10 protein-coding genes are annotated in these 13,341 nt (G+C 46.4%); all 10 read right to left on the bottom strand.

All coding sequences use genetic code 11. The features are described from left to right. Positions 1–20: 20 nt before the first annotated feature. The 10 genes from NUV48_06480 to NUV48_06435 all read right to left on the bottom strand — a co-directional run bounded on the left by NUV48_06480 (position 21) and on the right by NUV48_06435 (position 13,322). Positions 21–995: an alcohol dehydrogenase catalytic domain-containing protein gene (locus NUV48_06480; GenBank protein ID MCR4441783.1), complete on the bottom strand. Its 975-nt coding sequence runs from the start codon at positions 993–995 to the stop codon at positions 21–23. 184 nt (positions 996–1,179) lie between these two features. Beyond that, positions 1,180–1,971, bottom strand: coding sequence for a molybdenum cofactor biosynthesis F family protein (locus NUV48_06475; protein MCR4441782.1), 792 nt, complete (start codon positions 1,969–1,971; stop codon positions 1,180–1,182). Between the two features lie 464 nt (positions 1,972–2,435). Continuing rightward, a complete protein-coding gene (locus NUV48_06470) occupies positions 2,436–3,896 on the bottom strand; it encodes a sodium:solute symporter family protein (protein MCR4441781.1) in 1,461 nt (486 codons plus the stop codon). Positions 3,897–4,433: 537 nt separating this feature from the next. Then, complete coding sequence (locus tag NUV48_06465; GenBank protein MCR4441780.1) at positions 4,434–6,428, bottom strand: sigma 54-interacting transcriptional regulator; 1,995 nt, start codon at positions 6,426–6,428, stop codon at positions 4,434–4,436. A gap of 230 nt (positions 6,429–6,658) precedes the next feature. Next, entirely contained in the window at positions 6,659–7,963 is a 1,305-nt protein-coding gene (gene brnQ, locus NUV48_06460; protein ID MCR4441779.1) for a branched-chain amino acid transport system II carrier protein, read from the bottom strand. A gap of 38 nt (positions 7,964–8,001) precedes the next feature. Next, complete coding sequence (locus NUV48_06455) at positions 8,002–8,883, bottom strand: MBL fold metallo-hydrolase (GenBank protein MCR4441778.1); 882 nt, start codon at positions 8,881–8,883, stop codon at positions 8,002–8,004. A 145-nt stretch (positions 8,884–9,028) separates the two neighbouring features. After that, positions 9,029–9,568: a cobaltochelatase subunit CobN gene (locus NUV48_06450; protein ID MCR4441777.1), complete on the bottom strand. Its 540-nt coding sequence runs from the start codon at positions 9,566–9,568 to the stop codon at positions 9,029–9,031. Between the two features lie 97 nt (positions 9,569–9,665). Then, positions 9,666–10,691 carry an ATP-binding protein gene (locus NUV48_06445; GenBank protein ID MCR4441776.1) on the bottom strand — a complete coding sequence of 342 codons (1,026 nt, stop codon included), beginning with the start codon at positions 10,689–10,691 and terminating at the stop codon, positions 9,666–9,668. Continuing rightward, positions 10,688–11,797 carry a radical SAM protein gene (locus tag NUV48_06440; protein MCR4441775.1) on the bottom strand — a complete coding sequence of 370 codons (1,110 nt, stop codon included), beginning with the start codon at positions 11,795–11,797 and terminating at the stop codon, positions 10,688–10,690. Before NUV48_06440 ends, NUV48_06445 begins: the two co-directional genes overlap by 4 nt. A gap of 25 nt (positions 11,798–11,822) precedes the next feature. Next, positions 11,823–13,322 carry a PQQ-binding-like beta-propeller repeat protein gene (locus NUV48_06435; protein MCR4441774.1) on the bottom strand — a complete coding sequence of 500 codons (1,500 nt, stop codon included), beginning with the start codon at positions 13,320–13,322 and terminating at the stop codon, positions 11,823–11,825. Positions 13,323–13,341 lie beyond the last annotated feature (19 nt).

The raw sequence follows: 13,341 nt of genomic DNA, 5'->3' as shown, positions 1-13,341 counted from the left end.
TGCCCTTTATTAACACTGGTTTAGCCTTCCCCAATGTTTATTATTACCTTCATGACTTTGTTGCTTCCGGATAAGATAAATCTATACGCCTCAAGGTATTCTTTCATCGAGAAGTGTGCTGTGATCAGGGGAGCCAACGCTACTTTGCCCCGTTGGATGAGGGAAATCGATTCAAGATAGTCTTGTTCCCGGTACATCTGCGATCCATACACCGTCAACTCTTTATCCTGGATGATGCCTACAGCGATCGAGAGTTTTTCCCCAATTACACCGGTTATTACTGCTTTTCCGCCTTTTCTGCAGTAAGCAAATGACTGGTTAACCGATGATTCCACTCCGATGCACTCGAACGTTACATCAGCTCCTTGCCCAAAAACCTTTTGCAAAGCGTTCCCCACATCTTCTTTAGAATCATTGATACAATAGTGAATGCCTAGCTGTTTAGCATACTCCAAACGGTAGTCCGTACGGCCGGTTATCATTACTTTGGCGTCTTTCGCTTTTGCAACCTGCGCAACAAGATTTCCAACGGTTCCTGCCCCAATTATCAAGACGTTTTTGTTTTCGACACTTCCAACCAAATTGACAGCATGAACAGCTACAGAAAGAGGCTCTATCATCGTCCCCACATCCAAGGGTATATCTTCGGGTATTATTACGGCCATTTTCTCAGGCACGGCTACATATTCCGAAGACAAGCCCGGGGTATGGATGCCCATAATCTGCAAGTTGTCGCAAATGTGATAACTGCCATTCCGGCAAGGATCACATCTTCCACATACCTTTTGCGGCCTAACTATTACTCTGTCTCCTACTTTGATTTTTTTGCAATCATTTGCTTCAACAACCACCCCTGTACCCTCATGCCCCTGAACTATAGGGTATTTAACAAAGGGGAGCTTGCCATGATAAACATGCAAGTCAGATCCGCAAATCCCGACACATTTCATCCGGATCAGAATCTCGCCAGGCTTTAAGCTTGGCTTTGGGCACATCTTCAAAGTTTATTCTTCCCGGAGATATCATTACTTCTTGAAGCATAATCATCTCCTCACCTTTCAGATTCCGACATTTTTCTACTTCATTGCTTCCATCAGCATATTATTCTTATCGCCGAGAGTTATTGTGGCATACAGGTTTTTGATCGTTGAGATATTATCATTCACTTGAGGGACCTCCTCAAACAGGCTCAACACCGGTAGGATAGCAGTTGTAACTCATTCTTTGAATAAATGAGCCAGCACGGGTGTTCTCAATTTTCCCGTCTTTGGTTATCCCAATGAATTTTCCTGTGCAACGCCCTATCTTGTAATCAAAGAAAAAGACGGAAGCGCAAGGGATAATCTTTTCCCTAAAAGTAAAAACATACATTTTATCTTCCAGTTTATAGTAACTGGCATAATCCATGTCACCGTGGCCCCGTTGCACACCGTTCAAGCACTGCCATGCGTAACGCTGCGAATTCACATAAATATGTTCATAAGTATGGTTGGGGCTGTACACATTGATTTGACGGTAACCAATCAAATCACGGGTGGGACCTGGCACTTCACCGCTGGGATTTCCGCCGAGGATGTCTCCTACAAGAAACTCCTGAGTCACACGCGGTTCGCCGGCAGGAACCTGCTCACGCACGATTGAGCGCACAGTGATTGCCCGTCGTGTTTGACTGTTCATGACAATTGTCAAGCATTCATTGGCTCTTTTGGCAAATTGAATGTCTATAAAGTAATGATTGGGAGAAGTGCAAACTTCTTCATAAGTATCTTTACCTGTTTCGCCGTTGTAATCCCATTTTACCTTTTCTCTTTCAAAAGACAGTTTCAGTGTTTTATGGTTTTCCAGTTTAATACTCAGTTCTTTTCCTACCCAATGGTCGGTATTTGGCAAGCGGTTTGTCTCTTGCCCGGCTGCAAAATCATCGTAGTTCTTCCAGCCTTTCTCAGCGCCTTCAGCCAATACGCCACTCATAACATCCTTCTCCTCCCATTCAAATTACCATACTTTGCTTAAAGCAAGGGAGTGAACGGGGGATCAATATAACAACGCAATTTCTTGACATAATATTTGTATATTTTCCCCCGCCCAGTTTACAGAAGATTAGTTGAATAGATTTAAGCGCCTATCGTACGGGTTTGTCCGTTGATTTATCAGAACCCTTGTTCGAGAAGACAAAATACGAAATTGCATAAATCAACATTACAACAATGACACCCATCATCCAATATTTGGTTACGATCACGTCTTCCATTAGCTCTTGCTCTCCTTCCCTCTAAACAGTAATGAGTAAAGCATCTGACCAATTACTACTTCAATCAACAAAATTATCAACACTTTTAGAAAAAACGGCCAAAACATCGATAATCACCTCTCCAAACAAAATTAATTCAGTAGTGGCGTGGAGTAATGCGCGGCCCAAAGCACTTTTCTTTTAATTATTCAGCACTGGATACAGAAACCAAATTTTCCTTGCGTTCTTTGAAAAGCCCGGGCTTTCCGTCCATAGCGGCAAACAAGACAATGCCCAATACCAAGGTTATCGAAACCGTTATATAGCCATTTATGTCCTGAGGCATATTTAAAAGTTTTGGCAATGAAGTGAATGACCATAAAATGTTTACTATCCATGCAACCAAAATAGTTATTGTACCCGCTGCCTCCGACCTTTTCCAGAACAGTCCTGCCACCAGGACAAAGAATAAAGGAGCCAAGAACGAATTCAGCCAAGATACAGCGGCCACAATAGTGGGAAGGAACGTGCCTACCGCGGTAGCCGAAGCAGCCAAAAGCAAAATCAGGATGCGGCAAAGCCTGGTCTGCTCTTCTTCTGTGGCATTTGGCTTGTAGCGGTTGACATAGATATCTTTGACAAACAATGTTGCCGTTGACATGGAGTGCATAGCAAAAGTAGATAAAACAGCCGCTAAAAAGCCGGCCAACAACCAGGCCACCAACCACGGCGGAAGGTAATTGACGATCATAGTGGGGCCAGCCATTTTCGGCCCTAATTTGGCATATTCCGGTACGCTTGCTGCCGCAATACCCATAGCAACGGTGAAAACACCAAACAGACCATTAACCGGCACAGCAACCCAGGTGGATTTTCTGATGCTTGCCTCATCATCTGCAGATATTGCAGATTGTAAAAGAGTCTGGCTGACAGCATTGGCAAAAGCTGTTGCTACCAGCAAACTCAAGGCAAAACCGTAGAGAATTTCCGGAGTTGACAATATGTTCAGCATCCATGCCTGGGATTTTTGCAAGTAAAAATTGTTTACTTGTTCCCAGTTTCCACCAGGTAATTTTGCGGAAAAGAAGACAATCCCCACGATTAAGCCACTATATATGACTACCGTATTTACCAGGTTAAGCCAGCCGATTTGTTTCATACCTGCCAGATAAACGTACAGAAGTCCAAGTACCGCACCCAGAATAATAGCAGGCTTGATATCCCACCCGGTAAACAACGAAAAAAGAATTCCTAAACCTTGTGTTTCTAAGGTTAAATATCCCCAAACCACGCCTACGGTACCACACACGGCAAGCAACCTAATCTTTTCGCCAAATATCGCAGCAAAAAACTCAGGCATCGTGGCAAACTTCAGCTTGCGTACCCACGGGCCTGTAAAGAATCCGGCGAGGACAATGCTGAAGGCAACGGCCAGGGAAAACCATATTGCCCCGGCGCCCATGATGAAGCCCATCTCCAGCAGTCCAAACACGTGTACCGCCCCGAGGACGGTCAATCCCATGGTTACCCCTACCACGTACCACGGCAAACTATGGCTTGCCAGCATAAAATTGTCTTTACCGGCCTTTTCATTTCTTTTTACTAAATAAGTAGTGATAAGCGATATTCCCACAGTATATACAATAACAGCGATTAAAACTCCCATATGGATATTCCCTCCCCTTCATATCTAACGTCATACGAAAGAACAAGTCTGATTTAAAGATAGACTAGGATCCGCGAGGTAATTATTAATATTTTCAGACATTCTTTTTACCGGAACTCAGTTAATCGCCTCCCCATGCAAAGATTTTTCTCGGATTTATAAACGCTATCACCTCCTTAATAATCAAACTGCGATTATATAATGTTTCAGGTTATTTGATAGAAGCAATTTCTATGCCAAAAACAGAGTTTGCCAATAATCACTTTGGCATGATTTTTTAAACATAAAAGAAACAAAAAAACCTAGTTAATTCAAGCCCTGAGCTATAATTATAAAAAATGTATCCGCATCAGGGGCGAGTAAAACACGCCCCTTCTTTTTAAAAATGCAAAAGGGCGTGTAAATTTTATTTACACGCCCAGCATTTCGAAACAGCATACAGACTTTTCTCAATAAAAAACAAGAGTTTTCTCCTATGTAAACATATTTTACACTTCGTATGGTTGTAAAACAATTTTACAACCATGCATCCTTAATCTACTTAATTTCATTTTCCTGCATTTTTTTATAAAGTGTAGGCCGGCTAATCCCCAGTCTTTCTGCAGTTTTTGTAATATTGCCCCCTTCTTCCTTTAGGATTGATTCAATCACATACTTTTCAATATCTCGGAGTATCCCCCTGCTCGCTTCATCTTTATTAGCTTTTATAATAGCTTCTATTTTCTGTTTTTTGCTGTGGTATTCATAGGATTTAATAATTCTTTCCGGCAAAGCCGCAATTGTCAATTGCCTTTCATTGCCTAACAATAGCATTGCTCTTTCGATGACATTCCTCAGCTCGCGAATATTGCCGCGCCAATTATAACTGGACAATGCCTGCATAAATTCGTTCGTTACAGTAACGCCTTCGATTTCCAGCTGCTTGGAAAACATGCGGATAAAATAACTTACCAACAAAGGAATATCTTCTTTTCTTTCGCGCAGGGGAGGAATCTTAAGGGTTATTACACTGATACGAAAATAAAAATCCTCCCTGAAACTGCCTTGCTCCACTTCTTTTAAAAGATCTTTCTTCGTAGCTGAAATTATCCTGACATCGATCGGCACCTCGTTTATACCGCCGATCTTTGTTATTTTATTGGTTGAAAGGACCCTCAACAGTTTTATTTGCACATGTAACGGCATGCTTTCAACCTCGTCTAAAAACAAAGTCCCGCCCGATGCCGCTTCCAGCTTCCCTATTTTTCCGCCTTTTAAGGCGCCGGTAAAAGACCCGGGTTCATAGCCGAAGAGCTCGCTTTCAATCAATTCTGAAGGAATAGCCCCGCAGTTTATGGCTACAAAAGGTTTATCCCTGCGCAAACTTGCGTTGTGTATGCCCTGGGCAAGCAATTCTTTCCCTGTGCCGTTATCGCCATAGATTAGAATCGCAGAAGATGACTTGGCAATTTTATTGGCCATTTTTTTAAGCTCTGTTATTTCTCTGCTCTCGCCGACAATATCCGCAAACGTATAGATGGCGCCGTCGCCTCTGAAAGTGTTGCGCAGGATTTTATGCGTATCTTCAAAAACAACTAATTTGCCTTTGATTTGTTGTTGTTTATCCAAGATATCTTTTATTGAAATGAGAAAAGACTTCTTAATATTGTTTACCTCTAAAACAATTTCCCTTTGATCGAGTTCTTTTTTGCTGGCAAGAGAGTCGATTTGTTTTAGATATCTTCCAAGCCTCTCTTTAGATAAGTTGTAGTCTTTATGAGCTTCTTCCATCTCCAACATGCGGAAAACCTTTTTATTGTAGCTCTCAATCTGATTCTGGCTGTTAACCCAGATTATCCCTTGGGGCAAGTATTCGATGATTTCATTTAAAGTTGAATTGTAAACAGTCAATTGATCCAACATATTCCTAATGAGCGTATAGTCATCCAGTATCTTGGCGATACTTGTCACTAAACCTAATGTTTCAACGGTCTGAGATTTACTGTGACTAACAATATTTATTGCCCCGATAATCTTCCCATTGACATCATGAATAGGAGCCGCGGAACAATTGGCATTTTGCAAGCCATGGTTAAAATGCTCCGGCCCTCTTAACTGAATGGGTTTTCCTTCTTTTAAAGCCAGGATAACCGCATTAGTCCCTATCTTTTCTTCGGATAAGTCCCGGAAGATAATATATTTTTGCTGGGGTTCCTTATTAAGATGAAAAACGCCGGAAAAAGCAAGGATGCCTTGAATTCTGGCGTTTTGATCAAATATTTCAACAGTAAGCTCCATTTCAAGAGCTACATCTTTGATGGCGCTCACTATATCTCCGTACGATTCTTTTATATGTTCAAGAGCCGATAATTTCTCTATTTCCTCATTAGACAAAAACAGTTCTTCGCTTATTTGATAGGGATTAACCTTAAAGGCAAGGCTTCTTTGCCATGATTCACGTATGTACGGTTTGACAATGTTTGTATTGACAGCTTGACCGTTGGTCATTTTTATCCATTCTTTTTTTATTTCATCCAAATCTGTTCTTAACATAGGCATCCTCCCTGTTGGTTTTAAAACTTGAGAGAATCATCCTGACAAAAAACAAAAGCCTAACTCTCCAGAACACATAACCATGCATTCAAAGAGCTAGGCTTGATTACTCTATATCGGAAGTGCGTTCCGATACCGTAGCCAAGCTACTCCATAATACCCATCGTACCTTGATTGATTGTTAAAGAAATTCTATCAAACCGGCTGAATTTGTCAAGTTTAACAGCCGGCTAGGTGTTAATTGCCGATTTCGTTCCCGTATATTTGCTTATCAGGGTTCCGATTATCATGGCAATTATGGTGGGAACCAGCCACGCAAAGCCCGAACTGGCCAAGGGCATTGCTTTTAGTATGTTGTTAAAAACCGGCACATTAAACCCGGCTACACCCACGGCTTCCATCGCCCCAAAGATTAGCCCCGCTGCAGAGCCCCAGGTCATGGACGCCCTGTTCTTCTCAAGTAAGCCGCAGACAGTACCCACAATCATCACAATCAAGGCAGGGTAAGTTAAATTCAGCCAGGGCACTGTCCACCTCACAATTTTGTCCAAACCAAAATTGGCCAGGGCAAAACCAACTAAGGAACTGGCAATAACGACTGACCTGTATTTTAACCGGCCCTGGCTCAAATCCTCAAAAAAATGCCCAGAGGTGGCTGTCAGTCCGGCAGATGTGGTAAAACAGGCCAAGGCCATTAGCAGGGCAAATATTACAACCCCGACCTGCCCATATAAACTAGTTGTAATTTTAACCGGCAAGGACCCCAAGGTGGCATCCTTCATTAAGCTGCCGGTAGACGCGCCAAGGTAAATCTCTGATGCCTGGGTAACAGCCAACAATACTACAGTTATTACTCCAACTTTGAGCAATCCTTCGTATTGAGCCTTTTTCTCCGTCACATTGCGTCTTTTAAATTCGGCCAGAATCCATCCCCCAAATAAAACTGCCCCAATAGCATCCATTGTGTTATAACCATATGTAAACCCTACTCCGAAAGGAGATTTGACACCCAAATCAACAGGAGCCGAAATGGGTGAAAAAATACCTTTTATGAGGACAAGAGCAATCGACAAAACCAATAGCGGAGAAAGTATCTGTCCCAGACGATCAACAACTTTGCTGGGGTTAAGGCAGACATAAGCATTCAACAGGAAGAAGACCGCTACGGTTGCCACCAGCGGCACTCCGGGAAATATTGGCAAAACAGACATTTCATGGGTTGCTGATGATACCCTGGGCAGGATAAAAACCGGTCCTATAATCAACATCAGAATCGTTGCATAAACTTTCCCGAAGGTAGGATTCAATACCCTAGAGGCTATGTTAACGATATTGTTATTCGTCATGGCTACAGCCAAATACCCCAGCATAGGCAACAGCGAATCGACAACGGCATAACCAATAGCGGCCATTAACCATGCCGTACCGGTTTCATGCCCCAGTTTCATGGGAAAAATGGTATTGCCAACGCCAAAATGACCAGCAAAAAGAGCAGCGCCAATAACAATTACCTCGCCTAGGGTTAGCTTTCTCATATAATTATTCACCTCATCCCGTTTATTTCTTTAAACTTCTAAACAGTATAGACATTGCCTGATGATAGATGATGAAAACGATCATTTAAAACGTTTTTCAGGACAACTTCGGCCTCGAAACCAGTGCAATGCCCGGCTGCAATCCAGGCAGGTCTTAAATCTTCCAAGGCTGACGCTGTCTTTGAAATTCGTTCCGGCCCAGATCCTACAAGGTGAAATCCCCCTAGTATGCCTTCGATCTTCTCAACCCCTGTCAGTTTTATGGCTTGCCGGCAAATATTGACAATTCCGGCATGACTGCAACCTGAAACAATCACTAATCCTTTCCCGGCTACATTGGCAATAAGGGCAAGATCATCCTTCATTTGGTCCGCTTCTATGCGGCCATTAGCCAAGGTGTACAACGGTATTCCCACTTCTTCAAAATCAGTTGTCCTTTCAATTTCGCCGCTGGTAATAAGCCCTTCCATTAGCTCCAGCGGTTCGGAAACTAAAAACAGTCTCCCGCCGTTTTTTACCACTTCGTCCGGCTGATCCCCGTTCATTACGCCGACATGCATCAAATATGGTCTTGTCACAAAATTCAGTCTGAACAGCGAAGGATGAGCCACCACAGGGACATTATCCTTTCCGATCCTGGAAAGGACTGCGGCCAAGCCTTTGGTGTGGTCGTAGTGACAATGGGTGAGCACAACCATGTCAATGCTGGCAGGGTCCACCTTTAATTGCTCCATATTATGCAAAAGTCCTTGGGGATTCTGTCCAACATCGACTAAGACATTTACTTTATGCCCGTTTTTAAATGCTTCAACCAAATAGGAAATACCGTGCTGGCCAGATAAGCGGCTCTCATAGGGTACGGAATCTTCAGCCAATACAGTAATTTCGAGAGCATCCAATTGACCCATATTGAACCTCATAAATATAATCTCACCTCCTCTCCCCATAATTTGCATCTGTTTTAAGCATATGCCCTAAACGTTTATTTGTCAATTAAATTAAATATAATAGTCAATGCCAACCATCTTGCAAAACGGCTATTATTGGCCATAATAACCTTTTGTATCAGAGCTTTTCCTCGATGGCGCCTTCCATTTCCAGGCTGGCCTCGCGGAGTTTTTCCAGCTCTTCGTCGCCGGCCAGCCAGTATCCTCGCTTGTTCGCTTCCAGCAGCCTGTCAATTATTTCGGCGGCAGCCCAGCGGTTGTTTTCCTGCAGCCGCTTCCTCATTTCTTCGTCGAACACATAGCGTTCGGCGACCTTGCTCCATATCCAGTTGTCGACCCTGTTGGTGGCCGCCGCCAAACCCAGCAGATTCTCCACCCGGTCTGAAATGTGCTGGACTCCGTGATAGTCGTGCTTCAGCAGACCCTTAATCCATTTGGGATTTAAAAGGCGTGTCCTCACCCCCCTGTTGATGGCCGCCGCCACATTCTCCGTAATGATCACCTCTTTTGTCGTGTCGTTGAACAGCATTTCCGGCTTCATCCCGCCGGCGGCCTCAACGGATTTGGCTAGCCCGCCAAAATACTCATAATAATGGTCCAAATCGGTGATTTCGTAGTCATGCGAACAAGGGGATTGATGCGCCGGGTCACCTGCAATCCTGTTTTTTGCACCCTGACGGCACGAACGCGCTCAGTCCTAACAACATCAACAATATCCAGGCAAATTTCCTCATTTTTTGACCCTCTTCATCTGATCATCTTACCCCTGTCAATATGCCCTGCAACTTCTGCCGGTCGAGGGCCGGCTCCTGAAAAGGCTTGCGGCGCATGCGGTGAAGCAAGGCCAAATCAACCGATTCCAGGACATCATCCTTGATTACCTCTACCCTGCCGTTCAAGGCGGCCGTGGTTTTGGCGGCCTTCATCATCACCAGGTCGGCCCGGTGCCCGTCCACCCCCATCTCCACCGCTATATGCGCAATCAGGTACAGCATATCGTCCGATATTGTCACCCGGGGCAAAAGCTCCATGGCTTTGCTTATCTGCAGCCTGAGCTTTTCCTCTTCCGGCTCCCAGCGCCTGATGAATTCATCCGGTCTTTCTTCAAAATCAAGCCGCCGCCGGACCACTTCCACCCGCAGGACCGGGTCAAGAATCCCGCTGATTGTTACGCACAAGCCGAAACGGTCCAACAGCTGGGGCCTGAGCTCCCCTTCCTCGGGGTTCATGGTGCCGACCAGGATGAAATTGGCGGGGTGGCTGAAAGACACCCCCTCCCTTTCCACAGTGTTAACCCCCATGGCCGCGGAGTCCAGCAGCACGTCCACGATGTGATCGTCCAGGAGGTTGACCTCATCGACATACAGAATGCCCCTGTTGGCCTGGGCCAGCACCCCCGGCTCAAAATGCTTTTCCCCCTTCTTGATAGCCTTTTCTATATCCAGGCTGCCGACCACCCGGTCTTCGGTGGCCGACACCGGCAGGTCGACAACCCTCATTTTGCGCCTGGCCCGCGGCAGTTTTTCGCCGGACTCCAACCGCTGGCGGCAGCCGCTGCACATGGTGGCAATGTCGCCTGGATCGCAGCTAAATACGCAGTCCGCCACGACCTCTATTTCCGGCAAAACTGCTGCCAGGGCCCGCACGGCGGTTGATTTGGCCGTCCCTTTTTCCCCGCGGATGAGGATCCCCGACAGTTTGGGGTTTATAGCATTCAGCAGCAACCCTTTTTTCATTTCTTCTTGCCCGACAATTGCGGCAAAGGGATATGTTTTATTCACGTCATTTTTACCTCCGTTCGCGCAACAGCTTGTTCTTTTTCCCGCACATACCGCAAAAACACTTGCTTGAGAAGACAGTCGCCCGAATATACCGCATCGACCCCGCCCGTATAGGCATAAGCACGGGCCAGACATCCTCCGCCGCAGAGCCACCGGTCAGGGCATTCCCGGCATCTTGCCGGCCCGTGGGCCGCACCCTTCAACGATGGCGTCCGGGATAAAGCTCTGGCCAGGGAAAAATCACGGTCAGCGATGTTTCCCTGGCAAAAGCCGGTAACATCAGCCAGAGAAGAGCAGGGATAAACCTCGCCCCGCGGCGTTACAGCCATGGATTGGCCTGTGGTGGCATAGCAATAATGTTTTCGGGCTATTCCGCGATGCAGTTGGTACTTTAGCCTCTCGACCTCCCTGAACCTGACCTGGCTGCCTCCCATACCGGACAACTCCTCGGCCCTGCTTAAAGCGGCTCTGACTTGGCCTGCCAGCAATTCCGGCGCCGGCGGCAAGACATTGTTTTGCGCGGCGCGCCCCAAGGGCCGTAACAAGTCAAGGGCAATGCCATAAATGTTCCCCAGGTAGCTGGCCAACTCCACCAATTGCGGCAACCCGGCAACATTATCTGCCGTCAAGACAGCGGTGAGTCCCACCTTTATCCCGGCCGACTTCAGGTTGTGCAAGCCCTGCAAGACGGCAAGAGCCGAACCGCCCCCATGGGCCGCGGGGCGCAACCAATCGTTGGTCTTGGGCATGCCGTCCAGGCTGACCCCTACGGCAACCCCCAGGTACTTCAATTCCCTGGCAATCCCCGGCGTAATCAAGGTGCCGTTGGTCTGCAGTTGGTAGACAACCGCTGATGAACACCGGCTGTTGGCATAGTCTATGATTTTTTTGATTAAAGGAAATTCCAGGAGTGGTTCACCGCCGGTAAACTGTATTTTAAATGACTTGCTGCGGGCGGCTGCATAATCAATCGCTTGTCGGGCGACATCCAGGCTCATGCGGTCGCGGTTGTCCCCGCCGCGGGCATAACAATACCGGCAGCGCAAGTTGCAGTCGTTCGTCACCCGCAGGACGAGAAGTTTGATTAACTCATTGCCGCCGTTCATTTGCTCATCCTGCTGCGCATCATTGTCATTGTATTTTCAAAACATAAAGGCCATGCCTGCCGAACTTATTGACGCCTACCCGGGTCGGCCAAGTGGTGGCGCAAATGGTCTGCCCGTCTTGCGAGGCGCCCAGGCAATCATAAAGAACAGCCCCATCCGTCCGGTAGAAACCGATATACCTGTCCACAACGCTTTTTTCCGCCATGTTCAGTTCTGTGCTCGAGGCCTCCTGGGTAAGGTCAAAGGCGTAAACCCCGCAATAATCATAGTCCATCGTATATTGGTTATGCATTGTTCCCAGCAAAAGAAATTTGCCTTTCACCAATAAGCTTGAGACCTTACCGCCCAAACGAAACTTCCATTTCATGTTTCCATTCAGGTCGTACACCATGATTGAATTGGCATCGGGATGCTCGACTTGCGCTTTTACATTGCTGGCGCCTTTGACAATGGTGCTGCCAGGGGCAATAATGATCTCGTCCTGGCCGGGGGCCAGGCCACTGTTATAAACGCTCGTGTACAAAGTGACATTCTGGTATTGCTCCGGTTTGAAAACAATAAAGTCTTTGATTTTCCGCCCATTGACATCCAGAATATACACTTTCCCGAAGTTGGCAACAGCTATTATTTTGTCACCCACCACATCGGCGGCTACGTTAGTGCTCTTTGAACTGGCCAGCCCCGGGTCGTTTTCGATATCATATTTCCATACTTCTTCCCCGGTATTAATGTCGAAGGCATGAACGCAGGCGGGCCCATTGATCTCGTCGCCGTAGCTGTAGTTTCCCATTACCAGCTTCCCCGCAACAACTTTCATATTGCTCATGCTGATTAAACCGGGATACCCATAATACTCCCTTTTCCAGATCTGCCGGCCGTTCTGGTCCAAGCACAAGAGTATTTCCGCCTTGTTTTTGTTTATGCCCTCACTCCACGAGGTGCTGCCGATCACGTAAACCTTGCCTGCATCCAAGGCCGTTTTTATATAACAGCAAATGTCCGGTGGCACAGCCTGGGGCTTATGTTTTGACACGGCGGGCGCCAGGTCTTTTTGAACGTCGTACTTCCATAGTTCTTTGCCGGTATCGCTGTCCAGGCAAATGATATAGCCGTGTTCTTTATCACGTTTGTTCGCGTATTTCTCAATCATGTACAACCGGGCATCATCGACAACGTAAGAGCTTATGCCTCCATAAGTCGCCCTGCTCCACTTTTCGGCCCCCGTGGAAATATCAAACCAGGACATCTTTTCTTCCTTAACCACCAGCACATGCTTGCCGTCCGGCGCTACCAGCGGCATGCTGGGCTGTACGCCGAACGACCACCGGTCCGTGGTAACGTCAGGAATCCTATCCTCCGCCGCATTGCCCAGCGATATTTCATGAACGAGTTCCAAATGCGGCTTTAGGCTTGCCGGTTTATGCCCTGATTTTCTGCCATCTTGACTGCACCCTCCAACCACCAGAACCAAAACTGCCGCCAGCACAAAGAGGCGGCTTTTTCCTCTTATTGGTAACCGCAACATCCTGATTTGCCTCCCTATA

The organism is Peptococcaceae bacterium (assembly GCA_024655825.1).
In the GTDB taxonomy this organism is placed as follows: domain Bacteria; phylum Bacillota; class Peptococcia; order DRI-13; family PHAD01; genus JANLFJ01.
The sequence above is the reverse complement of the archived record's forward strand: the minus strand, read 5'-3'. Positions and strand labels throughout refer to the sequence as shown.

Coding starts and splice junctions, on each gene's coding strand:
- NUV48_06480 (MCR4441783.1), bottom strand. CDS start 995: ATGTGCCCAAAGCCAAGCTTAAAGCCTGGCGAGATTCTGATCCGGATG.
- NUV48_06475 (MCR4441782.1), bottom strand. CDS start 1,971: ATGAGTGGCGTATTGGCTGAAGGCGCTGAGAAAGGCTGGAAGAACTAC.
- NUV48_06470 (MCR4441781.1), bottom strand. CDS start 3,896: ATGGGAGTTTTAATCGCTGTTATTGTATATACTGTGGGAATATCGCTT.
- NUV48_06465 (MCR4441780.1), bottom strand. CDS start 6,428: ATGTTAAGAACAGATTTGGATGAAATAAAAAAAGAATGGATAAAAATG.
- brnQ (MCR4441779.1), bottom strand. CDS start 7,963: ATGAGAAAGCTAACCCTAGGCGAGGTAATTGTTATTGGCGCTGCTCTT.
- NUV48_06455 (MCR4441778.1), bottom strand. CDS start 8,883: ATGAGGTTCAATATGGGTCAATTGGATGCTCTCGAAATTACTGTATTG.
- NUV48_06440 (MCR4441775.1), bottom strand. CDS start 11,797: ATGAACGGCGGCAATGAGTTAATCAAACTTCTCGTCCTGCGGGTGACG.
- NUV48_06435 (MCR4441774.1), bottom strand. CDS start 13,322: ATGTTGCGGTTACCAATAAGAGGAAAAAGCCGCCTCTTTGTGCTGGCG.